This window comes from Parerythrobacter lacustris (assembly GCF_024626475.1).
Taxonomy (GTDB): Bacteria; Pseudomonadota; Alphaproteobacteria; order Sphingomonadales; family Sphingomonadaceae; genus Parerythrobacter_A; species Parerythrobacter_A lacustris.
In genome coordinates, this window is record NZ_JANKHH010000001.1 from 571,566 (window position 1) to 592,693 (window position 21,128).

Below are 21,128 nucleotides of genomic sequence, written 5' to 3' on the forward strand. Positions count from 1 at the left end.
GACGCTGGATTCGGAGCGGTCATACCTGTTACTCTATCGCCTGCTTGAGCGTTTCAAAGCCTCGGACGAAGTCTTCCTTGAAATCCTGCACCACCTGGCCCGCGCCGCGCTGCTGCTTGACCATGCCAACTCCCTGGCCGACGAAGTAGGTCGCCAGCTCCTGCGCCGCGCGGTTGCCGTTGACGCTGGCCTTGTCGATCGCGCGCAGGGTCGGTTCGCTCAGCAGCATCATCAGCGGCATGGGGAGCGCAGGAATCTCGGCCTCCTCCCATTTCTGGTGCCATTCGCTGCGCAGCTGGCGGCTGTATTTGCCGGTGCGGTGCTTGGAGCGGATGGTGTCGCGGCTGGAGGCGGCGATCATCTTCTCGCGGAACACCTCGGTCGTCTCCGCCTCGCTGGTGGCGAGCCAGACGCTGCCGCACCACACGCCGTCCGCCCCCATCGCCATCATCCCGGCCATCTGCTTGCCGGTCATGATCCCGCCTGCGGCGAGCACCGGGATGTCGGCCCCCGCTTCCTCGATTGCATCGAGCACTTCGGGGATCAGCACCACGGTCGAAACCTCGCCGCAATGCCCACCGCCTTCGCCGCCCTGCGCGACGATGATATCAACCCCGGCGGCGATCTGTTTCATCGCGTGCTCCTTGGCCCCGACCAGCGCCGCGACCGGGATGCCGCGCTTCTTGCCTGCCTCGATCATTTCGGGCGGGGCAGTGCCGAGCGCATTGGCGATCAGCCGCACGGGATGATTGAAGGCGACCTCCAGCAGCTCCTGACCCAGCGATGTGTTGGGCCGCTGCTTGCCGCCCAGCGGTTCGGCGTTCTCCTCCGCGATCCCCGCCTCGCGCAGGATGGCACGGGTGAAATCGCGGTACATGCCGGGAATCTGGGCGATGATCTGGTCGGCGGTGATGTCCATCTTCACCGCTTGCACTTCGGGGATCAGCACATCGACGCCGTAGGGCTTGCCGTCGACATGGTCGTCGATCCAGCGCAGTTCCTGCTCGAGCTGGTCGGGCGTCGAGCTGACCGCCCCGACCACCCCGAACCCGCCCGCGCGGCTGACCGCTGCAACCACATCGCGGCAATGCGAAAAGGCGAACAGCGGGAATTCGCATCCCACCAGCTCGGTCATCCGGAACGGCATGTTGTGTCTCTCCCTCTATCGGGCGAGGGGGTGCCACAGGTGAGGGCGCCTCGCCAAGCCGGTTAATTCATGATGCCGGGCGAAGAGCCGTGACTCATTCGCCGACGAGGAACAGGTTGACCGTCAGCCGCCCCTCGCGCGGATCGGCGGAAAGGCTCTCAGGCGCGGGAATCACCCCCGAATGGAGCAGCCTGCCGGGGTAGAGGATCATCCGGTCGGGCTGCGCCTCGACCTCGCCGATCAGTTCGTAGCGTTCGCTGCTGCCATAGTAATACACCGGCGGCGGCGGGCCGAATTCGCGATCGTCGGCGGCAATCGCATCGAGATAGGTATCGACCCGGTCGTCGGTGATGATTTCGAACCCGGTGCGTTTCTGACGGTAGAATGCCGTGCCCCCGCTCTCCGGCCCGAGCAGGTAATGCATCACCCCGATCACCCGCCCGCTGCTCGCGCGGTCGTAGTGCGGCAGGCGCTGGAGCGGGACGAGATCGCCCGGCGGGGTTGTCACCAGCGAGAAGCACGACAGCTCGCAGCTGATGCCGCGCGAAATGCCGAACACCCGACCGACAACCTGCATCATCAGCTCGCGGCGGATATCGAGGAACTGCGGCTCCACCCATGCGCGGATACCGGGATAGCCGGCGCCGGGCTGCTCGTACTGCGCGGCATATCCGGCCCGCTTCATCGCCTCGACGTCGCCGGTGAACCCGTCGATGATCACCAGCGGGCTGCCCTCGTGGCCGATGGTCTGGACCGAAACCTGAGGCGGAGGTGGCTGTATCACAAACGGTGGGATGGAGCAGCGGTGGGGACCTGTCAAAGGTCGATGCCGGTCGATGCAATCCACCCCCGGTCCCGCAGCGGGATCGGGGGCGCTTGTTCATGACCGCAAGGAGCTATTGCTTGATCGTCGCAACCGTCGGATCGTGGTCGTTGATATAGTCGATCGGCATATAGACGGCGATCGAGCTCGCTCCGGTGCCTGCGCCAGCGGAATGGATGCCGACGCCGGTTATCGTACTCGAACTCCCCGGATAGAGAAACCATGGCCCGCCGCTATCGCCCGGTTCGCTGATATCGGCCTGGTTGGTCTGGCTGACCTCGATCCAGCCCGCGACGCCATCGCGCGATTTGTTGCCGTTGACAATCTTGCCGCAGGTTATGCCGGTGGTGTGACCGGACTTGCACACCACCATCCCCGCCTTCTGGTTCATGAAGCTGGTGATGCCGGTGAGGGTGAGCGAACCGGATGCCGGAAACTCGGGAATCGAGTTCTTGTCGACGTACCGGATCGAAGGCCCGACGGTTATGCCGGTCATATCGAAAATCTGGTAGTCGTACTTGTCGGTCAGCCCGTCGGCATCCGCGCTCTGGTCGCGGTCGGCCTTGTCGATGAATGGTCCCGACAGGGTCACCTTGCGGCCTGCGTAGTCGAGATACATCGTGTCCGGGCAATGGCCCGCCGTCAGCATGCCCTTCTTCGCCACGCCACCGGCGGTGTAGGAGACCGCAAATCCCATCGAGCAGTAATAGTCGAACGAGGTCGTCGTCGAGAAGACCGGGTTTCCGCCATAGGCTGCATCGCCGGCGCGAACGTTGCTCGGCACGGCTTCGGTCTGCGGGATCAGGCCTTGCTCGACCGTCGTCTCGGAGCGAAGCTTCGGAGGGATCGCGGCCCGAACCCTTGCCAGCGCAGCCTGATCGGCAACGGTGACGACGAACCGTTCGGATTCAAGGTCGTATTCCGAAGTGAACGGCACTCCGACCGCGACGACCGCAGCATTCAGCGTGTCGAGTTCGGCGTCGCTCAGGGCACGCGAACGCTTGGCCTGCTTGAGCTGGACATAACGGCGCAGCCCGGGGTCGAGCGCATCGAGGAAAGCCTTGCGATCCGACCGGTCGGCAAACATCACGACGATCTTGTAGACCGGCTCGTGCTGGATATACATATCGGCATAGTTCGCGTCGCCGCCGGTGTTGAGGCGTTCCGACAGGGCAATGATCTGCCCTTGCAGGTCGATCCGCATGGTCGCCTCATCCTTGCTCAGGCCGTGCTTTTCCATGAGATAGGTGACTGACGGGTTGGTTACCGCCCCTTCCTGCGCCAGCACGGAGGTTGGCGCGGCTCCGGCCAGGGCCAGAGCGGATGCGGCGACGAGTAAACGTGTGAATGGGCGGGTCATATTAGCCTCCAATGCCGAAAAAGCTTGATGGGCAGCCTGCTGCTGCCGGCGCGCGAAGTGCGAAATCCGACGGATTCAGCTTGCCGCCCGGGATCGGCGCGGTCTTTTCGAGGGGCAGGGTCTTGCCTTCGAATGTAACCGCCGATCCGGTAATCGAGACGGGACCATTGAACACGGCGGTATGCGTTTGACCCCCGACTTCGACAACGAGGCAGCCGTTTCTCACCGAGAGCCGGCCGGGGTTGGCGATATTGACCACTGCCACCGGTTGCCTGAGCCGCGCGATGTAGGGTGCGCCGGTTGATGCGCTGCCAGTCTCGGCGGTCATGGTGTTGACCGTCTTGGGCTCTTCGCCCGGGGGCGCTGCGATGTCGGGTGTCTCTTGCGGCATGGGCGCGGCGCCCGGGTCGGACGATGCGGTAGCATCTGCTGCGGGGTCTGTCGCAGGGGTTGCGGATGCGGCAGCCTCGGGCGCGTCGCTATCCTGCGGTGAACAGGCCGCGATGGCAATTGCTGCCAGTGCGACGCAATGAACTTTATATGGCATGGAGAATTGTCCTTCTCGGTAATTTCTACACGAGGGAATAATTATCCTTGGAGCAATAGGTTCCGTCTATACTGATGAATATCGTGCCAAGATGAACTGATTACATGATTGGAGCGTTTGGACGAATGTTGGGTTCAACTTCGGCCCAATCATCTGCGGCTGGAACATTTAAGCGGGAACGGCGTTCTTCCGGTCGCTTTCAGCCGTTCGTCAAACTATTGTTGCCAGCAACTGGGTGTTCGAGCCGAGAACGGATCGCGCCGTATCCCACCCGCTATGCAGCCAAGCCTGCCGCATGTCCTCGCGGTCGGGCAGGACGACCGGTATCGTCCTGCACCCCAGCTCTCGCGGCACGCCATGCGCCTCGACCGTCAGCAAGGCAAAGCCCGGCACCTCGTCGTCCTTCCACACGCCTGCCATGGCGAAGATCGGCTGGTCCTCGGGCGCGAACCAGTGGCGGAGGCGGCGGCCCTCGTAGTCCGTTCCGCTGCCCCATTCCATGAAGGCGGTGGCGGGGACGAGACAGCGGAACTCGCTGTTGCGCAAATTGCCGATCCAGAACGGACTGTCCGGATTGCGCACCGTCGCCACCAGACGCGCGCGGTCCCCGGCCGAGGGCGGCGGCTGCACGCCCCACAAGCGCGGCACCATACGCGGCGCGAGCGGCCTCCCCGCAGGACGCGGCCCGGCAATGAATTCTCGCCCCGCAGTGGTGACCGGGGCAAATCTGCCGGGGGTGCAATATCCGCCCGCCCACTGATCGCCTCCCGGACGTGCGCCGAAGCGCGCGGCGACATCGGCGGCGGGGGCGTCGAGGCGGTAGAGGAGGGTCATGGCGAGCGCCTAGACGCAGGCGTGACGAAGGTCTATCGTCCCTCCATCCCCGGGGAGCGAGCTTTCGCTGAGAGGGGCAGGTTGCGCTGCCCGACCCGTCGAACCTGAACCGATTAGCATCGGCGGAGGGAGTGGGCCGGTCGAAAGCCACAGGTCCGTTCTCCATCCGCCACAAGGAGAGATACGCGCATGGCCGACATCGATTCCACCATCGAGATCCCCCCCTCGGGAGAGAATATTCCCGTCACCACCGGGCCGATCCGGGGCAGCCGCAAGATTCATGTCGGCGCGCGCACCGGCTCCGGCATCCGCGTCGCCATGCGCGAGATCGACCTCGAGGGCGGCGAGCCCAGCGTGCGGGTCTACGACACCTCCGGCCCCTATACCGATCCCGCTGCCGCGATCGACATCAACCGCGGCCTCCCGCAGCTGCGGCGAGAGTGGATCATGGCGCGCGGCGATGTCGAGGAATATGACGCGCGCGAGACCAAGCCGGAGGATAACGGCCAGCTCGGCCCCGACCGCTCTGGCGGCGTCCCGCCGTTCCCGCATGTCCGCCAGCGGGTGCTGCGCGCGAAATCGGGCCAGAACGTCAGCCAGATGCACTATGCCCGGCGCGGGATCGTTACCCCCGAGATGGAATATGTCGCCGAGCGCGAGAACCTCGGGCGCGAAATGGCGCGTGAGCTGATCGCCGCCAACCGCGAGGGCGCGCAGAGCTGGGGCGCGAGCATCCCCGACGTCATCACGCCGGAGTTCGTCCGCGACGAGGTCGCCCGCGGCCGCGCGATCATCCCCAGCAACATCAACCACCCCGAGAGCGAGCCGATGGCGATCGGGCGCAACTTCCTGGTCAAGATCAACGCCAATATCGGCAACAGCGCGGTGGCGAGCGACGTGGCGAACGAGGTCGACAAGATGGTCTGGTCGATCCGCTGGGGGGCGGACACGGTGATGGACCTTTCCACCGGGCGTAACATCCACGACACCCGCGAATGGATCATCCGCAACAGCCCCGTGCCCATCGGTACCGTCCCGATCTACCAGGCGCTGGAGAAGGTCGGCGGGGTGGCCGAGGAGCTGACCTGGGAAGTGTTCCGCGACACGCTGATCGAGCAGGCCGAGCAGGGGGTGGACTACTTCACCATCCACGCCGGGGTGCGGCTCCCTTACGTGCCGCTTGCCGCGAACCGCGTGACCGGCATCGTCAGCCGCGGCGGCAGCATCATGGCCAAATGGTGCCTCGCACATCACAAGGAATCGTTCCTCTACGAACGCTTCGACGAGATCACCGAGATCATGAAGGCCTACGACATCGCCTATTCGCTGGGCGACGGCCTGCGCCCCGGCTCCATCGCCGACGCCAATGACGAGGCGCAGTTCGCCGAGCTCTACACCCTGGGCGAGCTGACCCACCGCGCGTGGAAGCAGGATGTGCAGGTGATGATCGAAGGGCCGGGCCATGTCCCGATGCACAAGATCAAGGAGAACATGGACAAGCAGCTCGAGGTCTGCGGCGAGGCGCCGTTCTACACCCTCGGTCCGCTGGTGACCGATATCGCGCCCGGCTACGACCACATCACCAGCGGCATCGGCGCGGCGCAAATCGGCTGGTACGGCACCGCGATGCTCTGCTACGTCACGCCCAAGGAGCACCTCGGCCTGCCCGACCGCGACGATGTGAAGGTCGGCGTCATCACCTACAAGCTCGCCGCCCACGCCGCCGACCTCGCCAAGGGCCACCCGGCCTCCAAGGTCCGCGACGACGCGCTCTCCAAGGCCCGCTTCGAATTCCGCTGGCGCGACCAGTTCAACCTCAGCTTGGACCCCGACACGGCCGAGCAATACCACGACCAGACGCTGCCCGCCGAAGGCGCCAAGACCGCGCATTTCTGCAGCATGTGCGGGCCGAAATTCTGCTCGATGAAGATCAGCCAGGACGTGCGGGATTTCGCGGCGAAGCAGAACCAGGGCGCCGACGGCTTCGTCGCCAGCGGCCAGACCGGCGCGGAGGCGGCAGCGGCGAGCAAGGAAGCGGCGCTGAAGGGGATGGAAGAGATGGCGGCGAAGTTTCGCGAGGGCGGGGAATTGTATGTGAGGGCGGAGTGAAGGTGCGACTGCTGCTGCGCACATGGCTGATCATTCTGGCGATGATCGCCGCGTCACCGGCGGTGGCAGACTCCTGTGCCGACCCTTACCTGCAGACCGTATCTTCGCCAAACGAGGCATTTGTCCTGGAATACGTGCCTCGAAAGCGAGACTGCAAAGTCGAAGATTGCTGGGATGAACCGACAAAAACTGGCGAATCGAAGGGCGACCCGGAAAGTGCGTTCTTGAACCTGTACGAGAGGCAGGATGACGGAACACAAACAAAACGATGGTCGTATGCACTCGATCAATGGGGTGACCCGATGACGCTCAGCGTTGGCGACCAAGGCCATGTTCTGATCGCCGACCAATGGTGCGATGCGGGCCTTGGCCCAGAAGTGGTAACTCTGTTTAGTGCCGACGGTGAGAAGCTCGAGTCTTGGTCGCTTGAGGACATCATCGGGCCGCAATATTTGGCTGCTTTGCATCAGACGAGTTTTAATATGCATTGGAGAGGGGCTATCGCTTTCGATCCGGAGGCTGGCGCATTTGAAATCGAGATCGTTAGGCCCAGCGACGAGCTTTTGTTCGCCACCGCGCAACATACGTCGTTGATGCTCGCTCCCGGAACCCGTGAATTCGTGCCCCGGAGTCAATCCGATTGGTCGGCTGCACTGGAACTGGCTAATGATCGGATTGCGAGGCTTTGCATGGCTCGAAAGGAAAATCTTGCACGGGCGGCCTCGCCAATCAAGGCACCTCCAGATAGTGATCGCGACGATTGGGCGATTTTTGCAGCGGAAGTGGTCGCTAGAGTGACTTATCCAGAAGTGGAGAATGCTTGGGATCAACTGCTGTTTCTTCCTGAAAAGGGTCACACAGACTATCAGGAGGATTTGAGAGAATTTGAGCGTAGTCTGACATTCTTACGACAACAGCATATCCCTCAGATTTTTTACTTGATTTCTCCTGATATCGAGAACGCCGCTAACCTACTTGGAAAGTTCCTCGCTGGCGAGAAGCGTGCCGATCTTGGCAAACATCGGTTTGTCATAGTGAGCGACGAACCAATGGCCACCTCCCTCACTGGCATACTGTCAAGTTATGGTGGCAAGTCTTGGCACGTAATTGGTTTGAAAGAGCCTATCCAACCGCGCGCTGATCGCGAAGATCATGATTGGCGGGGTATGAGAGCCTGCGACGCTCTGGAGCGCCAAACCTCTCAGCAAATCCCGGGGTCATAGTTCCAAATTATCGCCATCGGGGAAATCCGGGGACAGCATACTTCATCGAGAGATCTGGAGACAGCATACTTAGTTTAAGCGCGCCAACGCCCCGCCAAAATCACCCCATCTTCCTCGGCCTCCCGCCTTTCGCGCCATTCGCTCGCGCCGCCGCGGCCTTGGCCGCAGACGTCCCCCGTCCCGCCTGCGCCGCCATCCATTTGGCCGTGCCGAAAATGCCGTTGATCAGGCCGGGGACGGTGTAGTCGAGGTCCAGCGCTCCCCAGTGCAGGCCGTATCCCGCCCCGATCACCTCCACCTCGGCGATCTGCGCCGGGCTGGCATCGTGCAGGCCCTGCACCAGGCGCGGGGGGAAGGCGAAGGTCGCGCCGCTGGTCAGTTCCACGATCACCCGGTCGGCCTTGGCATCGTAGCGCGCAGCCTTCGCATGCGGCTGAGTTTGCGCGATGATCCGCTCGCGTTCCTCGGCTGCGGCAATCTGTGCGTCGGTCAATTCAACCATGATGGGCCTTCCACTGTTCGAGCAGGTATGCCTGCTGTTCTGCCACGATCCGCATCGCCTTGCGCAGGTCGCCCGCTTTCACTCCTGCGGCGCTGACCAACTCCGGCTCGCCGCCTTGGCCAGCCAGATTGATCTTCGCCTGTCCGTCACCGAAAACATGCACATGGGCCGGTTCGTGATCATCGGTGAAGATGATGAACCGAAAGCCCGCTTCGCGATGGACGGTGACCAAGCTGCCGAATAACCGATCTTGATGGGTTTCTCAAGTTGGAGCCTTCTCTCCGGCTTCCCGACGTCAGTAAGCCGTAATGCGCGAGCGGCTCGGTCGGAATTTCTCACACTAAGGCACAAAGGCACGAAGGTGTTGCGCGTGAGGGATCGGCCTGCTCATTCGATGCGAGCGGCGAAGGGTGACGATAGGAATTCGATAGCGGCTTCGCCGCAGGCATGCCCTCTTCGAGCCTTTCTGCCGTCACGTGAACCAAAAAAGTGGGGCCCCGGCTCGGGGGCCGGGGTGACGATGGGGTGGAAAACACTTTCCTACACACCCCCATTTGTGGCTTATCCTGTCGGATGAACACTCCCGCCAAACTCCCCGCCGCGCCCGCTCCGTCTTCCGCCACCGCCGCCGAGCCGGACGATCCCTTCGCCCTCGCCGCGCCCGACTACGACCCGGCCGAATACCGCTGGGTCCCGGTCCGCCGCCGGCCGCGCTATGACGGGTGGACCGAGGAGAAGCAGCGGCGCTTTATCGAAGTGCTGGCCGATACCGGCCTCGTCGGCCTCGCCGCGAAAGAGGTCGGGATGAACCGGGCGAGCGCCTATCGCCTGCGCCGTGCGGCGCACGCCGGGGCCTTCGCGCGCGCGTGGGACCGGGCGCGCGAGCTCGCCGGGGCGCTGATCGAGGATATCGCCTTCGAGCGCGCGATCGAGGGGGTGGAGGTCGAGGTCTATACCCGCGACGGCGAGGTGGCCGGCACGCGCACGGTCTACAGCGACCGCTTGCTGACCTTCCTGCTGCGCCATCTGAAGCCCGAGATCTACACCGCCGCCGCGCGCGAGCGGCGCGGGTCGGCGCTGCTGCCGGTCTCCGGGCCGGAGGGGCAGGGGGCATCGGACCACACCGCCTCGCTGGACGGGGCGCTGCGGGCGATGGAGCCGCCGCTGCCCGCGCCGCCCGAGGAGCTGCTCGGCCCCGACCAGCTGGCCGACGACCTGCTCACCGCCGAGGTGGCCGACGGGGTGCTGCCGCAGTTCCTCTCCGAACAGCGGCCGAAGAAATCGCCCGAGCGCCTGCTGGCCGAGGAACGCGCGGCGCAGCACGAGCGCGGGCTTCTGGCCGAGGCGAAAATGGCGCGCGGCGAGCCGCTGGACGACGCGGAGTTCGAGGACCTGTGCGCCTATCTCGACCCGGCCGAGGCTGCCGCCAAACGCCGGGAACCGCGGCCGGCCCGCAAGCGCGGCGGCGAGTGACGTTGGTGTCGCCTTAGTGTCGCCTTTCGCGCCTCTCCCGCCCTTGCGGGGCCGCCGCTGGCCTGCCTCCGCCTGCCTGAAACCGCTCGTAATTTTCGCGGCGCTCCCCATCTCGGTTTCACCCCCCTCCCCCCCAACAACCCGAGAGGAACCCCCGCCATGCAAGTCCAGTTCAATTCAGACAGCTCCGTCATGGGCACCGAGAACGTCGCCGAGCGGATCGAGGCGGCGGTGCGGCACAAGCTGGCCCGGTTCGAAGAGCGGTTGACCCGGCTCGAGATCCATGTCCGTGACGAGAACGGTGCCAAGCACGGCGCGGATGACAAGGCCTGCACCATCGAGGCGCGCCCGCGCGGAGGCAGGCCGATCGGGGTGACCGAACATGCCGACAAGGTGGACGATGCCGCGCGCAAGGCCGCCACCACCCTCGCCCAGCGGCTGGAACGGCACTTTGGCAAGGGCGATCGCCATGGCCACGACCCTCGCCCCGAGAAGGTGCTGTAACCGCATTGGCCGATCTTTATCTCAAGAACCTCGAATCCGAACGGCGGCAGCTGTGGGCGACGTGCCGTCTCAAGGGACTCGCGAAGGACACGCCCGAGCGGCAGCGGATCGCCGCGCTCGACGAGGCGATTGCGGCGCACAAGGACAAGGCTATGGACGCGGGTTAGCGCACGCGCCGCGCGAGCTGCACCAGCACCCGGTCGAGCGCCTGCAGGAACCGCGAGCGGTCCGCCTTGCCGAAGGGCGGCGGCCCCCCTCCCATCCCGTCCATCCCGGCGCGCAAATCGGCCATGATCGCGCGAGTGGCGATGGCGCTGCCGATGCTGGCGGCGTCGAACGGCTTGCCGTTGTGGGCGAGCACCTGCGCCCCCGCCTTGAGGCAGCGGTCGGCCAGGAGGATGTCGGCGGTGATGACCACGCTGCGCGGCCCGGCGTTCTCCGCGATCCAGTCGTCCGCCGCGTCGAAGCTGTCCGATACCACCACCCGCTGCACCCGGTCGCTCACCGGCACGCGGAAGGCGCTGTTGCTGACCACGCGGACCTGCGCGCGGTGGCGCTCGGCGACGCGGTAGATCTCTTCCTTCACCGGACAGGCGTCGGCATCGACCAGGATCGTCACGGGGTCGGCGGGACGGGCGGAGGCCGGGGTGTGCGGGTTGCTCATGGTGGCGGGCCCTAGCGGGAAGCCGTGTCGGCCTCCAGTGCGCAAGGTCCCCGCCGATGCGCCGCTAGCTGTTCTTCATGTTCTCCAGCCCCTTGATGCCGCCGGGCTTGAGACTGGGGTTGGAGGCGTTGGTCTTGACCTTTTCCTTCTTCGGCTTGCGTTGCTCTCGGCTCTTCTTCTGCTGGCCCTTGGCCATGTCCGGTTCCAATCGGGGCGGGATGCCCCCCTGCCTGATACGCTCTTTGCCGCAATCGCCTGCATCAATTCGCCCACCGCCCGATTGAGCACGCCCGGGCGAGTGCATCCGGGCGGGCAGGCCGGTCAGGCCGCGATCACGCTCCGGTTCCGCCCCGTTTCCTTCGCATCGTAGAGCGCGCGGTCGGCGCGGATCATCAGGCGGTCGATGGCCTCGTCGCCGCGCAGGGTGGCGACGCCGAAGCTGGCGGTCAGGCGGTGTTGCCCGGCATGGGTGATCAGCGGTGTCGTCTCGAGCGTCGTGCGCACGCGCTCGACCAGGTCGGAGAAGCTGCCGCCGCCGGCGGTGGGTGCGGCGATCAGGAATTCCTCGCCGCCCAGCCGGGCGACCAGCCAGCCCTCGGGCGCGAGGCGGGAGAGGATGTGGGCGACATGCACGATCCCGGCATCGCCCGCATCATGGCCGAACTGGTCGTTGATCCGCTTGAACCGGTCGATATCGGCGATCGCCACCGACAGCAGGTTGCCCCGGCGCGCAGGGTCGTGGGCGCCCCGCTGGCCGGACTCTTCGGAGCCCGACCATTGCTGCATCGTCCGCATCGCCGCGCGGCGATTGGCCAGCCCGGTCAGCGGATCGGTCAGCGCGAGCGTCTCCAGCTCGGCGCGCGAGCGTTCCAGCCGGACGGTGAGCGAAGCGATCCATAGATAGGCGCAGCTCGCCACCACCAGCGGGATCAGCACCGCGAACAGCATCGTTGTGGTGTAGTCGGGCTCGCCCGAGCTGCTGAAAGCGAGCTGGACCAGCATCACCGATGCCGCGATCGAGGCCCCGACGACGATGAAGCCGTTGCGCCACAGGCGGCGGCGCAGCGCGCGGCGCTGCCCCCCCGGGCCGGCGGCGCGGGGCAGGTGGCTGGTCGCCTGATCGGAGTGCGTTCGGTCCATGGCTATCGGGTCTGCTCCATCCTCCGCTTTAAAGCGCAATGCCCAACCAAGGTTTCGCATGTTTGGAAAACGCGGCGTTAAGGCGGGGTACGCAAAAACCCATGGACGACGCCGCAACCCCCGCGCCGGACGACGCCGCCTCGCTCGATGCGGATGCGGCAGCAACGGGTGTGACGGGCGTTGCTTCCGCACGGGGCCGGGCTGCGTAGCTGCAGCACCATAGCTGGAGACTTGCCATGACCCGACCTGCTGCTTTCGCCCTCTGCTCGCTCGCCGCCTTGTTCACCGCGCCCACCGCCGCGCAGGATGCGCCCGCCGCGCCGCCGCTGGCCGAAGTGCTCGCCTCGCAGGTGGGCGAATGGACGGGGACGCTCGAATATCGCGACTATCAGGCGGACCGCTGGTTCGGCCTGCCGATGCGCGTCACCGTGGCGGATGGCGGCGACGGGGTGACGATGATCCGCACCGCCGATTTCGACGACGGACTGCGGGTCGGTGTGGTGCGGATCACCACCGTCACTATGCTGGGGGAGGACGGAAGCACCGAATATTCGGTCGGCTTCCGCAAGGGGCGGGTGCCCGAAGTCTCCAGCGCGCGCCTGACGCTCGCCGCTTGGAGTGACGACGCGCACTGGACCATCCTTGCCGAGGAAACCGCCACCGACGACGACCGCCCCGCGCTGATCCGCGAGACCATCGTGCGCGACGGGGCGCGGTTGACCACGCTGAAGGAGGTCGACTTCACCGACGACGACGCGGCGGAATGGCTGGTTCGCAACCGCTCGACCCTCGACCGCGTCGATGGCTAAGGGGTGGCGGGTAGGGCGAGCGCCGGGCGAGCGCCGCGTCAGCCGCCTTCGACGATCGTCACCTCCACCCGCCGCGCCTGTTCGGGGGTCAGATCGGTGGTGGTCGTCTCCTCCGGCTTGACCAGCTCGGCGCGGGCTTCGTCCACGCCCTGGCCGACGAGCGCGGCCTGCACCGCCTGTGCCCGGCGCTTGGAAAGCTCGGCGTTGGCAGCGGCGTTGCCGGTCGGGTCGTTGTAGCCCGAGATGGCGAGCTTCGACCCGGGATTGGCGGCCAAGTAATCGCGCACCGCGACGGAGGCGGCGGCGAAGTCCGGCGTGACCTCGGCCTTGCCGGTGTCGAAATAGACCGTCAGCATCGGCCTGGTATCCTGCTGGCTCGCGATCACGCCCGCGCCTGTCGGCACGGTTGCCGGGGCAGTTGCAGGGGCGGCAGGCGCTGCCGCCGGGGCCGGGGCGGTTGCCGGTTCGGTCGCGCGGGGGATGACCACCGGGTCGTCGTTCCGCCCGCTGACGAAGCCGGCGATCACCATGGCCAGTATCATCGCCCCGACCACCGCGGCGAAAGCGATTACGCCGGTCTCCACCATGCCGTCGCTCTCCGGCGGGATCGCCGAATGGCGCGAGGGTGCGGAAGCCAGCGCGGCCGGCGCGCTCGCGGTGACCGCTGCCGCCGCAGGGGCTGGAACGGGCGCAGCGGCCGGCGGGTCGGCAGGCCGGTCGGTGGCTGTCGGGGCATCGGCAGGAGTGGCGTCGGCGGAAGCGCTACCCCCGGGCAGCGACGCAATCCCCATCGCTCCGCCGGCGAGTGCAGCAGCTCTCGCCCCGCCGACATCCGATCCGCGTTTTGCGCCGCCAAACAGGTCGAGCATGTCGAAATGCTCCGCCAGCAGGTAGTAGACCGTCACCCGGTTCTTCGTCCGGTCGGCCTGCATCCGCTGCCCGACCGCCTGGATCGCATTGTCGAGCGTCGCATCGTCCTGCGTCAGGCCGAGCTTCTTCTTGAGGTAATTGTCGCGGACCCGCGCGGTTTCTTTCGGGTCCGACATCGACACCAGCGAGGAATCGCGCTTGCGCAGGGCAATGCCGCAGTAGTTGACGATCTTTTTGACCACCAACTCGTCTGCATCGTGAACGTATTTCCGAACGTCGGCCAGCCAGTCTTCCGCCATGCGACAGCACCTCCCCAAGGCCCGCCGCAGTCGACGCTCTCCGGCACGATGCACACAGGCGCGCGGTGGGGCCGAGTCGGCACTCTATTGCAAGCGCCTCGCATGGCAAGGGGGTGTGCGAACGGAGGCCCGGTCGCGCAATCAGTTGAGCGGCTTGAGCACTCCGTCCCAGCCGTATTGCTGGCTGGTGCCGTCCTGGATGCGCAGCAGGTTGAGGTCGATCCGCGCGGGGCCCGAATTCTCGATGTCGACCGAACCGACCCCGGCGATGTAGTCGCTGCCCGTGCTGTCGACGCCCCAGAAAGCGACCGACGACCCTTTGCGGCCCGGCGTTGTGCCGATCGCCGCCCACTGGCCGCTCACGGTGAACGGCTCGCCCTTGAACCACAGCGTCCCGCCGACCTTGCCGATGCTGTCGTCATTGAGGAAGTTGATCGTGACGTCGCGCGCGCCGCCTGCTCCGGCAGCGCTGCCCATTTCCCAGTTCGACATGATCCGTAAAGTCCCTGAATTCGGTTGAAGCGACCATCATACTGGTTAGCGGGTCCCCGGCGCGGCACAAGCGGGAATGCACGCGCCGACCCGGGCGATGCGCCGGACGATCTTGAGCCACCTCGCAATTGGTGTAGGTTGCAAGCGGGGCGGACGGCCCCGGGAGGGTCGCTGATGAATTGTCGCGGTTTCACAGTTGCGCTCGCAGCTATCGCGCTTGCCGCAGCGCCGCATGCCATCGCCAAAACTCCGCGCGACAGCTATTGCTCGTGGATCAAGGAAACGCCGGAAGGCAGGTTCACCTACGAGATGAAGCTCGGCTGGAGCCTGATCCGCGAAGGTGCTCTCGAAGGCGGCCCTGAGCTGCCGGAGGATGTCGTCGGGATCAGCTGCCTGCGCGATCCGCCGGTGCTGGTGGCGGGTGACGTTGCGTTGCTTGAGCGCGGGGTGGAAATCTATTTCGGGCTCGGCGGCGCAGGCTTTTCGACGATCAAATATAGGTTGACCGACGGGGTGATTGCTTACGAGTTGAGCGGCGGCGCGTTGTCGGCCAGGCAGAAGAAGGATGTCGACCGCGCGCTGGCCGATGCGCAGAAGCTGGTCGGCGATCAGGGGGCTGCGAATTGATCCAGCGGGCGATCCTATGGCTGGCAGCCGCTTACAACCTGGTCATCGGGGCTGCGGCGCTGTTCGCCCCGGCGGAGCACGTCGAGGCGCGGGTTGTCGGCCTGCTGGTGCTGTGTTTCGGCGTGGTTTACGCGCTGGTCGCAAGCGACATCGCCCGCTTCCGCCCCGTGCTGTGGGCCGGGGTGATCGGCAAGGCCGGGGTGGTGGTGCTGATGGCCCCGCTGGTGCAGGCAGGCCTGCTGCCCGGCTATGTCGGCGTGATCCTGACCGGCGATGCGCTGTTCATGGCCGCCTTCGTGTGGATCCTGCTGCGGCGCGAGGGGTCCGGCTAACGCTACATCGGGTAGAGCCTGCCGCTCCAACCGTATTGCTCGTCGTCACCGGTCGAGACGCGGATGAGGTTCAGGTCGATATCGTCGGGCGCGCTGCCGGGGCCATCCATCGTCCCCGCGACCGCGAGGTAGACCGTCGCTGCCTGCTGGTCGCTTGCCCAAAGCGCGAAGGCCGAGTGGTTGCGGCCCGCGATCGAGCCAGCTGCCGCCCAGTTGCCGTTGACGTAATAGGTGGTGCCCTCGAAGATCATCGTGCCGCTGATCTGCCCGATGGCGTCGTTGTTCTGAAAATCGATCGTCACGTCGCGCGTGCCGTCGCTGTGCTCTTCGCTGCCCAATACCCAGTTCGACATCGTTGCCTCCACATTCGGCCCGGACAATACCGGGCGCCCGTTCGACGGAGTACCGGGGCAGTGAAACGGCGGATTGGAGAAATGCGGCGCACCGCTTCTCGGACCTCCTCCGCACTACGGGCAGCATTGCGTCGCGAAAAGGGCTATTGTCGATTCCGATCGGGAGTGGGTAAATCACTACCCAGGGATACTGGACCGGAAGCAGGAAAGGGCCGCGCAACATGGTCAAAACCAGGGGTTTCGCTTCGCTCGCAATTGCGGCGCTGGCGTTGCAGGGCTCGCCGGTGGCAGCGCAGGACTACAGCGTCTTCATCGCCGATGTGATCGGGCAGACGATCGCCAATATGAACAGCTATGCGCCGCCGTGCGGCTACATGCCCGACAACGAACTGGCCGAGGCGCGCGATCCTGCGCCGGGCGTGATGCAGGGCTATTTCGACGCGGCGAGAAATGGCGGGGATCGCGCGCGGTTCTTCAAGCTCGACAACAAGACCACGTGGCGGCTGGGCGAGCGCGAGATCGGAAGCGATGGCCTGAATGCGCAGGCCGATCCGCTCGCAGTCGAAGGCAATCGGCTCGATCCGCTGGCGCTGCGGTTCTATCGCGCGGGGAACTACTCCACGGCGCAGGGCCAATGGGCAGTGCTGGCACCCGACGGGACCGTCGCCGGGGTCTACACCGGCCTGTTCACCCGCGAACGGGGCGAGTGGAAGCTGCGCGAGCTGACGGTTGTGCCTGCGGGTTCCGAAGTCGGCGCGATCGACCAGTATTGCGCCGAACCCGGCGACCTGACCGACGCGGCGGTGACAGGCGGCGAGCAGCGGATTGCGTGGCTCGAGAAGCAGATCGCCGACAAGGAAGAAGACCGTCAGCGCGACGAAGCGCGCATCGCCACGACCGAGGAAAAGCTCGCCAAGCGCGACAGCCGTTCCCTGCGCGAGCGGTTGGCGCGCGAAAAGCGGACGCTGGCCAACCGGCTCGAATCGCTCGAAACGCTGCGCAGCGCGCTCGGCACGGCGCGCGACGCGCTGGACGAGGCGCAGAAAACCCGTGCCGAGCTTCTCGCGCTCAGGGGCGATGCGCGCAATGCGCTGGCGTTCCGGATCGCGGAGAAGGACGCAGAGCCCGCAAATGGCAGGAGCGAATAGCGCGTCTCACCAAAGCTCGACGTCTTACTTCTTCACCCGCCAGGCGCGCGCGTAGGTCGATTCCTCGTGGTACTTGCGATCAGCGGCGGCAGCCTGTTCGGCCAGCTCCGCATCGCTCGAGGCGCGCGCCGTGCTCTCCTTGAGCAAGGTGTCGCGCCTGACCGGCAACAACTGCGCGATCGGCAGACCTGCGGGCAGGTGGAAGTCGCCTGCCGGGCCGGTCCAGGCGAAGGGCAGGTTGACCGTCGTGTCGAACCGGTCGCAGTCGACGAAACCGGTGAAGCAGGTGAACGGCAGGTCGACCCGGCTGAACGGGGTCGAGAACAGCACCGAATAGCCCTGCGGCACGCGGATCCGCCACGGGTTGATGAACTTGAGCGGCATGATCTGCTCGAACGGCGGCTCGGGCGCGCCGATCTGCGAAGGCAGGTGCTGCTCGACCGGGGCGAAGGGCGCATCGGGTGCCCAGCCGAGCTGGATATGCACCCGGTCCTCCGGCACCATGATCCGCACCTCGAACGGCAGCGGGATGATGTAGCCGAGCGCGAAGGCATCGGTCATCGGCAGGCAGGCTTTGGCGGTAAGCCCGGGCAGGCCATGCGCGTCGGGTACGCCCAACTCGCGCGGCAGGCGCTTGAACCAGTCGGGCGCGAAACGGATCGCGCGGTCGGGCGCGGGTATCGTGCCCAGCAGCGCCGGGTCGCACAGGAACTCGATCTCCGGTTCGGTTGCCGCTTCGTTCATAGCGTGCCTCATGCTCCATTTGGGTTGCGCTGTCAGCAGCGTTGCGGCGGCGGCAGACACGGCCTATCTGCCGATCCATGATCAGGCTCACGCTCCTTCTCGCCCCTGTGCTGCTCGCGGCATGCGCCTCCGCCACCGGGACCGGCGAGCAAACCGCCTCCTTCGACGGCATCGCCGCAGATGAGACGGTTTATTTCGGCGGTACCGAGCCCTTCTGGGGCGGGCAGACTTCCGGGCAAAGCCTCACCTATACCACGCCCGAGAATATCGACGGCACCACCTTCGCGGTGCGCCGGTTTGCGGGCAATGTCGGGATCGGCATCAGCGGCACGCTGGAGGGGCAGGCATTCGACATGACGGTGACCCCCGGCGAGTGCAGCGACGGCATGTCCGACACCACCTACCCGCTCACCGTCACGCTGCGCATCGGCGAGGAGCAACGCGAAGGTTGCGGCTGGACGGACCGGCTCCCGAGAGTTGGCGGCGAAGCGGGCTAGATCGGTCGATTTTTTCGGAACCAGTCGACCAGTAGGCCGTTTCCCCTGCCAATGGGTCGCCGGTTTCTCCGGCACCCCTTTCCCGCAGGATGAACGAAGGACGATCCTCCATGACCAAGCGTATGACTTACCTTGCCGTACCCATGCTCGCTTCCGCACTGGCGCTCGCCGCCTGCGGCGAAACCGCCGACACGACCGAGCCGGCCGATGCCGAAATGACCGAGGCGGTCGAGGCGAACACCGTCGTGGACGTGGCCAAGGGCAACCCCGACTTCTCGACGCTGGTCGCGGCGGTCGAGGCTGCCCAGCTCGGCGAGACGCTGTCGGGCACCGGCCCGTTCACCGTGTTCGCGCCGAACAACGCCGCGTTCGAAAAGCTGCCTGCCGGCACCGTCGACGGCCTGCTCAAGCCTGAAAGCCAGGCCCAGCTCACCGGCCTGCTGACCTATCACGTGGTGGCCGGCAAGACCGACGCCGCAGCGCTGGCCAAGGCGATCACCGATGGCAATGGCAAGGCCGAGCTGACCACGGTCAACGGCGGCAAGCTGACCGCCTCGATGGACGGCGAGAACGTCGTGCTGACCGATGCCGGCGGCAACACCTCGACCGTCACGGCGACCGATGTCGAAGCCTCGAACGGGGTGATCCACGTGATCGACACCGTGGTGATGCCCGCCGCCGCCGAGTAACTTTCGAGCAAAGCAAAACGGGGCGTCGCCTGCACTGGCAGGCGGCGCCCCGATCTTTGTGGTGCTGTCATCGCCACCTACAGGCGGAGCGCCGCCTAGCCTTTGCGCACCCCCGCGTGCTTGAGATGGGGGCCGAGCCGCCCGGTGAGCCACAGCGTCCACATTCTGAAATCGGCGGCGAGCGACCCTAGCGGATAGGTGAGGGTCGCCGGGCGGTTCTTCTCCAAGGTGAAATGCGCCAGCCAGGCGAAGAAATACCCCGCCAGCGGCAGCGCGAGCAGCCACCACCAGTTCGCCGTTATGATCGCAAACACCGCCAGCCCCACCACCAGCGTCGTCCCGACATAATGCAGCGCCCGCGTCGACGCCTTGGAATGCTCGCTCTGGTCGTGGGGGTAGAAGTAGGCGAAGGTGGTATGGGTGCTGGTGGGAGTCAAATTTGCTCGCCAGACCTTGCGGCACCTACGTCAAGGTTGCTTCTATCGAGATTTGTGCTCACACCTCGTCCATGGAAAATGTCGATCGATTGAAGCACTTAACTGGGAAGGGCTACTTTCCAAAGGAACTACCGCTGGCCTTTACTACAGCAGATTTCGGAGAATTTGCCGATCAAGTTTACGCTGACTGGCTGTCGTCTGGAATCATCAAGGTCGAGCTAGTCAAGTTAAGAGGAAGGAAGAAAAAAGGAGGGGCGTATAGGCCGGTTGTCGCAGCAGCTGACCCTGATTTAATCTCGATGCCGAAGCGAGGTCACGAGCGACGCGATCTGAGCATTGCGCACCCTGTCATTCAATTGGCTTTGAATAATGAGATTACCAGCAACTGGCGAACGCTACAAAAGTGGCTTGCGCGACAAGCTTTGTCGAACGATGAAATTGAGATTGGTCAGGAATTTCCACGATCGATCAAAGGGATAAATTTTGACCTGCATCGTGTCCGAAAGAGTTTGATCCGGGCTGAGTCCGATTGGGTCCTGCAGACGGATATAAATCGTTTCTATCCGAGCATTTATACACACAGCATTGCTTGGGCTGCTTATGGCAAAGAACGCGTCAAGTCGTGCGTCAAGACCAAGACTTATGATGGCTCACTTGCGGATCGACTAGATATTTTAGTCAGGTCATGCAATCGGAACCAGACCTCTGGGATCCCAATCGGACCTGAAAGTTCAAGGATCATAGCTGAGATTATATCTTCACGGATTGATTCCCAATTTCTAGAGAAGCACCCAAAGGCTGTGCTTGAGCGGATAGATCGCCTTCAGGACGACTGGCTGTTAGGTTTCGAAGACCGTAGTGAAGCAGAAACAGCGTTGGCTACGATATTTGAAATATATCGGGCATTTAATCTTGAGATCAACGGGTCAAAGACTTCGATCCAACATATCGCCGACCCAGTACAGGCAGATTGGATAAGTGGCCTGCGCGGTTTTCTGTCACACCGGTCAGGTTCAATAGGCGGCAATCGGCTCGAAGAGTTTCTTGGGTTGGCCATTCGTTTGCAGGGCGATGAGCCGGGCGCTCCGGTGATGAACTACGCGCTGTCTGTCCTTGAGGGATTTAGGATCAAGCACCGCGATGTTCCGATGGTAGAATCGTTTCTGCTCAGAGCCTGTAGTGTAGCGCCCTGGTCTTTTGAGCGAATTGTGAGTCTCCTGATCACCCTGCATTCAGAGACCGGACGAATTTCAAAGCCTCGCATTGAAAGGCGGTTCAAGGAATTGATGGCGCGTGCAATAGCTCGTGGCCATGATTACGAGGTAATCTGGATTCTATACGCTTTCCGAGGGTTGGGCATTGCGGTTCGAGAACCGAAGCTGGCTGGCCTCCTTCAGCATACTAGGGTCAGGACTCATTGATTGAGCCAGAAGATGACGGTTGCGGCGATGCATATTGCTGACATGAAGGCATGCGCGCAGCGATCATAGCGTGTGTGGATGCGC

General features: G+C 64.7%; 27 protein-coding genes, 1 pseudogene and 1 riboswitch. Of the genes and pseudogenes, 12 read left to right on the top strand and 16 right to left on the bottom strand.

The features are described from left to right. Positions 1 to 28: 28 nt before the first annotated feature. The 5 genes from NSO95_RS02845 to NSO95_RS02865 form a co-directional block, all read right to left on the bottom strand. Positions 29 to 1,147 (bottom strand): NAD(P)H-dependent flavin oxidoreductase, encoded by a 1,119-nt coding sequence (locus NSO95_RS02845; RefSeq protein WP_257594630.1) that lies wholly within the window; start codon positions 1,145 to 1,147, stop codon positions 29 to 31. Between the two features lie 94 nt (positions 1,148 to 1,241). After that, positions 1,242 to 1,931, bottom strand: a complete 690-nt coding sequence (locus tag NSO95_RS02850) for a DUF6445 family protein (RefSeq protein WP_257594631.1) — start codon at positions 1,929 to 1,931, stop codon at positions 1,242 to 1,244. Between the two features lie 112 nt (positions 1,932 to 2,043). After that, positions 2,044 to 3,330: a S1 family peptidase gene (locus NSO95_RS02855; RefSeq protein ID WP_257594632.1), complete on the bottom strand. Its 1,287-nt coding sequence runs from the start codon at positions 3,328 to 3,330 to the stop codon at positions 2,044 to 2,046. 1 nt (position 3,331) lies between these two features. Then, the gene (locus NSO95_RS02860; protein ID WP_257594633.1) at positions 3,332 to 3,877 is read right to left on the bottom strand and encodes a hypothetical protein; all 546 of its coding nucleotides are present in this window, start codon (positions 3,875 to 3,877) and stop codon (positions 3,332 to 3,334) included. A 210-nt stretch (positions 3,878 to 4,087) separates the two neighbouring features. Beyond that, entirely contained in the window at positions 4,088 to 4,711 is a 624-nt protein-coding gene (locus NSO95_RS02865; RefSeq protein ID WP_257594634.1) for an SOS response-associated peptidase, read from the bottom strand. A 40-nt stretch (positions 4,712 to 4,751) separates the two neighbouring features. Then, positions 4,752 to 4,860, top strand: a riboswitch (TPP riboswitch). 40 nt (positions 4,861 to 4,900) lie between these two features. Here NSO95_RS02865 and thiC point away from each other — a divergent pair. Then, positions 4,901 to 6,820, top strand: coding sequence for a phosphomethylpyrimidine synthase ThiC (thiC, locus tag NSO95_RS02870; protein ID WP_257594635.1), 1,920 nt, complete (start codon positions 4,901 to 4,903; stop codon positions 6,818 to 6,820). Positions 6,821 to 6,822: 2 nt separating this feature from the next. Beyond that, the gene (locus NSO95_RS02875; RefSeq protein ID WP_257594636.1) at positions 6,823 to 8,043 is read left to right on the top strand and encodes a hypothetical protein; all 1,221 of its coding nucleotides are present in this window, start codon (positions 6,823 to 6,825) and stop codon (positions 8,041 to 8,043) included. A 100-nt stretch (positions 8,044 to 8,143) separates the two neighbouring features. Here NSO95_RS02875 and NSO95_RS02880 read toward each other — a convergent pair whose 3' ends face one another. Both NSO95_RS02880 and NSO95_RS02885 read right to left on the bottom strand, forming a co-directional pair. Next, entirely contained in the window at positions 8,144 to 8,545 is a 402-nt protein-coding gene (locus NSO95_RS02880) for a DUF2442 domain-containing protein (RefSeq protein WP_257594637.1), read from the bottom strand. Then, on the bottom strand, positions 8,538 to 8,777 hold the full coding sequence (locus tag NSO95_RS02885; RefSeq protein WP_257594638.1) for a DUF4160 domain-containing protein: 240 nt from the start codon (positions 8,775 to 8,777) through the stop codon (positions 8,538 to 8,540). The genes NSO95_RS02880 and NSO95_RS02885 overlap by 8 nt, the downstream gene beginning before the upstream one ends. A gap of 341 nt (positions 8,778 to 9,118) precedes the next feature. Here NSO95_RS02885 and NSO95_RS02890 point away from each other — a divergent pair, with 341 nt between their 5' ends. The 3 genes from NSO95_RS02890 (at position 9,119) to NSO95_RS02900 (ending at position 10,689) form a co-directional block, all read left to right on the top strand. Further along, positions 9,119 to 10,018, top strand: coding sequence for a hypothetical protein (locus tag NSO95_RS02890; protein WP_257594639.1), 900 nt, complete (start codon positions 9,119 to 9,121; stop codon positions 10,016 to 10,018). A 159-nt stretch (positions 10,019 to 10,177) separates the two neighbouring features. After that, on the top strand, positions 10,178 to 10,522 hold the full coding sequence (locus tag NSO95_RS02895; protein WP_257594640.1) for an HPF/RaiA family ribosome-associated protein: 345 nt from the start codon (positions 10,178 to 10,180) through the stop codon (positions 10,520 to 10,522). Between the two features lie 5 nt (positions 10,523 to 10,527). Beyond that, positions 10,528 to 10,689 (top strand): hypothetical protein, encoded by a 162-nt coding sequence (locus NSO95_RS02900; protein WP_257594641.1) that lies wholly within the window; start codon positions 10,528 to 10,530, stop codon positions 10,687 to 10,689. On the opposite strand, the gene NSO95_RS02905 is transcribed toward NSO95_RS02900, so the two are convergent. The 3 genes from NSO95_RS02905 to NSO95_RS02915 form a co-directional block, all read right to left on the bottom strand. Continuing rightward, complete coding sequence (locus tag NSO95_RS02905; RefSeq protein ID WP_257594642.1) at positions 10,686 to 11,186, bottom strand: YaiI/YqxD family protein; 501 nt, start codon at positions 11,184 to 11,186, stop codon at positions 10,686 to 10,688. The two genes, NSO95_RS02900 and NSO95_RS02905, sit on opposite strands and share 4 nt — an antisense overlap. 64 nt (positions 11,187 to 11,250) lie before the next feature. Then, positions 11,251 to 11,382 (bottom strand): hypothetical protein, encoded by a 132-nt coding sequence (locus NSO95_RS02910; protein WP_257594643.1) that lies wholly within the window; start codon positions 11,380 to 11,382, stop codon positions 11,251 to 11,253. 125 nt (positions 11,383 to 11,507) lie between these two features. Beyond that, positions 11,508 to 12,326 carry a GGDEF domain-containing protein gene (locus tag NSO95_RS02915; RefSeq protein WP_257594644.1) on the bottom strand — a complete coding sequence of 273 codons (819 nt, stop codon included), beginning with the start codon at positions 12,324 to 12,326 and terminating at the stop codon, positions 11,508 to 11,510. 236 nt (positions 12,327 to 12,562) lie between these two features. On the opposite strand from NSO95_RS02915, the gene NSO95_RS02920 reads away from it, so the two are divergent. Next, positions 12,563 to 13,135: a hypothetical protein gene (locus tag NSO95_RS02920; protein WP_257594645.1), complete on the top strand. Its 573-nt coding sequence runs from the start codon at positions 12,563 to 12,565 to the stop codon at positions 13,133 to 13,135. 38 nt (positions 13,136 to 13,173) lie between these two features. Here the strand turns inward: NSO95_RS02920 and NSO95_RS02925 are convergent, their stop codons facing one another. After that, on the bottom strand, positions 13,174 to 14,304 hold the full coding sequence (locus NSO95_RS02925) for a DUF2853 family protein (protein ID WP_257594646.1): 1,131 nt from the start codon (positions 14,302 to 14,304) through the stop codon (positions 13,174 to 13,176). A 141-nt stretch (positions 14,305 to 14,445) separates the two neighbouring features. Continuing rightward, a complete protein-coding gene (locus NSO95_RS02930) occupies positions 14,446 to 14,796 on the bottom strand; it encodes a hypothetical protein (RefSeq protein WP_257594647.1) in 351 nt (116 codons plus the stop codon). A gap of 174 nt (positions 14,797 to 14,970) precedes the next feature. On the opposite strand from NSO95_RS02930, the gene NSO95_RS02935 reads away from it, so the two are divergent. Together NSO95_RS02935 and NSO95_RS02940 are read left to right on the top strand one after the other, a co-directional pair. Beyond that, positions 14,971 to 15,423: a hypothetical protein gene (locus tag NSO95_RS02935; RefSeq protein WP_257594648.1), complete on the top strand. Its 453-nt coding sequence runs from the start codon at positions 14,971 to 14,973 to the stop codon at positions 15,421 to 15,423. After that, the gene (locus tag NSO95_RS02940) at positions 15,420 to 15,755 is read left to right on the top strand and encodes a hypothetical protein (RefSeq protein WP_257594649.1); all 336 of its coding nucleotides are present in this window, start codon (positions 15,420 to 15,422) and stop codon (positions 15,753 to 15,755) included. The genes NSO95_RS02935 and NSO95_RS02940 overlap by 4 nt, the downstream gene beginning before the upstream one ends. Positions 15,756 to 15,757: 2 nt before the next feature. Here the strand turns inward: NSO95_RS02940 and NSO95_RS02945 are convergent, their stop codons facing one another. After that, positions 15,758 to 16,108, bottom strand: coding sequence for a hypothetical protein (locus tag NSO95_RS02945; protein ID WP_257594650.1), 351 nt, complete (start codon positions 16,106 to 16,108; stop codon positions 15,758 to 15,760). Positions 16,109 to 16,329: 221 nt separating this feature from the next. Between NSO95_RS02945 and NSO95_RS02950 the strand changes: the two genes are divergently transcribed. Next, on the top strand, positions 16,330 to 17,256 hold the full coding sequence (locus NSO95_RS02950) for a hypothetical protein (protein ID WP_257594651.1): 927 nt from the start codon (positions 16,330 to 16,332) through the stop codon (positions 17,254 to 17,256). Positions 17,257 to 17,280: 24 nt separating this feature from the next. On the opposite strand, the gene NSO95_RS02955 is transcribed toward NSO95_RS02950, so the two are convergent. After that, positions 17,281 to 18,000, bottom strand: coding sequence for a hypothetical protein (locus NSO95_RS02955; protein WP_257594652.1), 720 nt, complete (start codon positions 17,998 to 18,000; stop codon positions 17,281 to 17,283). A 77-nt stretch (positions 18,001 to 18,077) separates the two neighbouring features. Between NSO95_RS02955 and NSO95_RS02960 the strand changes: the two genes are divergently transcribed. Together NSO95_RS02960 and NSO95_RS02965 are read left to right on the top strand one after the other, a co-directional pair. After that, complete coding sequence (locus tag NSO95_RS02960) at positions 18,078 to 18,497, top strand: COG3650 family protein (protein WP_257594653.1); 420 nt, start codon at positions 18,078 to 18,080, stop codon at positions 18,495 to 18,497. Positions 18,498 to 18,607: 110 nt separating this feature from the next. Continuing rightward, the gene (locus NSO95_RS02965) at positions 18,608 to 19,186 is read left to right on the top strand and encodes a fasciclin domain-containing protein (RefSeq protein WP_257594654.1); all 579 of its coding nucleotides are present in this window, start codon (positions 18,608 to 18,610) and stop codon (positions 19,184 to 19,186) included. A 95-nt stretch (positions 19,187 to 19,281) separates the two neighbouring features. On the opposite strand, the gene NSO95_RS02970 is transcribed toward NSO95_RS02965, so the two are convergent. Continuing rightward, a complete protein-coding gene (locus tag NSO95_RS02970; protein WP_257594655.1) occupies positions 19,282 to 19,623 on the bottom strand; it encodes an Mpo1-like protein in 342 nt (113 codons plus the stop codon). A gap of 71 nt (positions 19,624 to 19,694) precedes the next feature. On the opposite strand from NSO95_RS02970, the gene NSO95_RS02975 reads away from it, so the two are divergent. Next, positions 19,695 to 21,044, top strand: a complete 1,350-nt coding sequence (locus NSO95_RS02975) for an RNA-directed DNA polymerase (protein ID WP_257594656.1) — start codon at positions 19,695 to 19,697, stop codon at positions 21,042 to 21,044. On the opposite strand, the pseudogene NSO95_RS02980 reads toward NSO95_RS02975, so the two are convergent. Then, positions 21,038 to 21,128, bottom strand: a pseudogene (locus tag NSO95_RS02980) (IS5/IS1182 family transposase); the annotation flags it as partial. The gene NSO95_RS02975 and the pseudogene NSO95_RS02980 sit on opposite strands and share 7 nt — an antisense overlap.

What these genes read in the sequence shown, in the direction of transcription:
- NSO95_RS02845 (WP_257594630.1), bottom strand. Translation starts at nt 1,147, where the DNA reads ATGCCGTTCCGGATGACCGAGCTGGTGGGATGCGAATTCCCGCTGTTC.
- NSO95_RS02855 (WP_257594632.1), bottom strand. Translation starts at nt 3,330, where the DNA reads ATGACCCGCCCATTCACACGTTTACTCGTCGCCGCATCCGCTCTGGCC.
- NSO95_RS02860 (WP_257594633.1), bottom strand. Translation starts at nt 3,877, where the DNA reads ATGCCATATAAAGTTCATTGCGTCGCACTGGCAGCAATTGCCATCGCG.
- NSO95_RS02865 (WP_257594634.1), bottom strand. Translation starts at nt 4,711, where the DNA reads ATGACCCTCCTCTACCGCCTCGACGCCCCCGCCGCCGATGTCGCCGCG.
- thiC (WP_257594635.1), top strand. Translation starts at nt 4,901, where the DNA reads ATGGCCGACATCGATTCCACCATCGAGATCCCCCCCTCGGGAGAGAAT.
- NSO95_RS02880 (WP_257594637.1), bottom strand. Translation starts at nt 8,545, where the DNA reads ATGGTTGAATTGACCGACGCACAGATTGCCGCAGCCGAGGAACGCGAG.
- NSO95_RS02890 (WP_257594639.1), top strand. Translation starts at nt 9,119, where the DNA reads ATGAACACTCCCGCCAAACTCCCCGCCGCGCCCGCTCCGTCTTCCGCC.
- NSO95_RS02895 (WP_257594640.1), top strand. Translation starts at nt 10,178, where the DNA reads ATGCAAGTCCAGTTCAATTCAGACAGCTCCGTCATGGGCACCGAGAAC.
- NSO95_RS02905 (WP_257594642.1), bottom strand. Translation starts at nt 11,186, where the DNA reads ATGAGCAACCCGCACACCCCGGCCTCCGCCCGTCCCGCCGACCCCGTG.
- NSO95_RS02910 (WP_257594643.1), bottom strand. Translation starts at nt 11,382, where the DNA reads ATGGCCAAGGGCCAGCAGAAGAAGAGCCGAGAGCAACGCAAGCCGAAG.
- NSO95_RS02915 (WP_257594644.1), bottom strand. Translation starts at nt 12,326, where the DNA reads ATGGACCGAACGCACTCCGATCAGGCGACCAGCCACCTGCCCCGCGCC.
- NSO95_RS02920 (WP_257594645.1), top strand. Translation starts at nt 12,563, where the DNA reads ATGACCCGACCTGCTGCTTTCGCCCTCTGCTCGCTCGCCGCCTTGTTC.
- NSO95_RS02925 (WP_257594646.1), bottom strand. Translation starts at nt 14,304, where the DNA reads ATGGCGGAAGACTGGCTGGCCGACGTTCGGAAATACGTTCACGATGCA.
- NSO95_RS02930 (WP_257594647.1), bottom strand. Translation starts at nt 14,796, where the DNA reads ATGTCGAACTGGGAAATGGGCAGCGCTGCCGGAGCAGGCGGCGCGCGC.
- NSO95_RS02935 (WP_257594648.1), top strand. Translation starts at nt 14,971, where the DNA reads ATGAATTGTCGCGGTTTCACAGTTGCGCTCGCAGCTATCGCGCTTGCC.
- NSO95_RS02945 (WP_257594650.1), bottom strand. Translation starts at nt 16,108, where the DNA reads ATGTCGAACTGGGTATTGGGCAGCGAAGAGCACAGCGACGGCACGCGC.
- NSO95_RS02950 (WP_257594651.1), top strand. Translation starts at nt 16,330, where the DNA reads ATGGTCAAAACCAGGGGTTTCGCTTCGCTCGCAATTGCGGCGCTGGCG.
- NSO95_RS02955 (WP_257594652.1), bottom strand. Translation starts at nt 18,000, where the DNA reads ATGAACGAAGCGGCAACCGAACCGGAGATCGAGTTCCTGTGCGACCCG.
- NSO95_RS02960 (WP_257594653.1), top strand. Translation starts at nt 18,078, where the DNA reads ATGATCAGGCTCACGCTCCTTCTCGCCCCTGTGCTGCTCGCGGCATGC.
- NSO95_RS02965 (WP_257594654.1), top strand. Translation starts at nt 18,608, where the DNA reads ATGACCAAGCGTATGACTTACCTTGCCGTACCCATGCTCGCTTCCGCA.
- NSO95_RS02975 (WP_257594656.1), top strand. Translation starts at nt 19,695, where the DNA reads ATGGAAAATGTCGATCGATTGAAGCACTTAACTGGGAAGGGCTACTTT.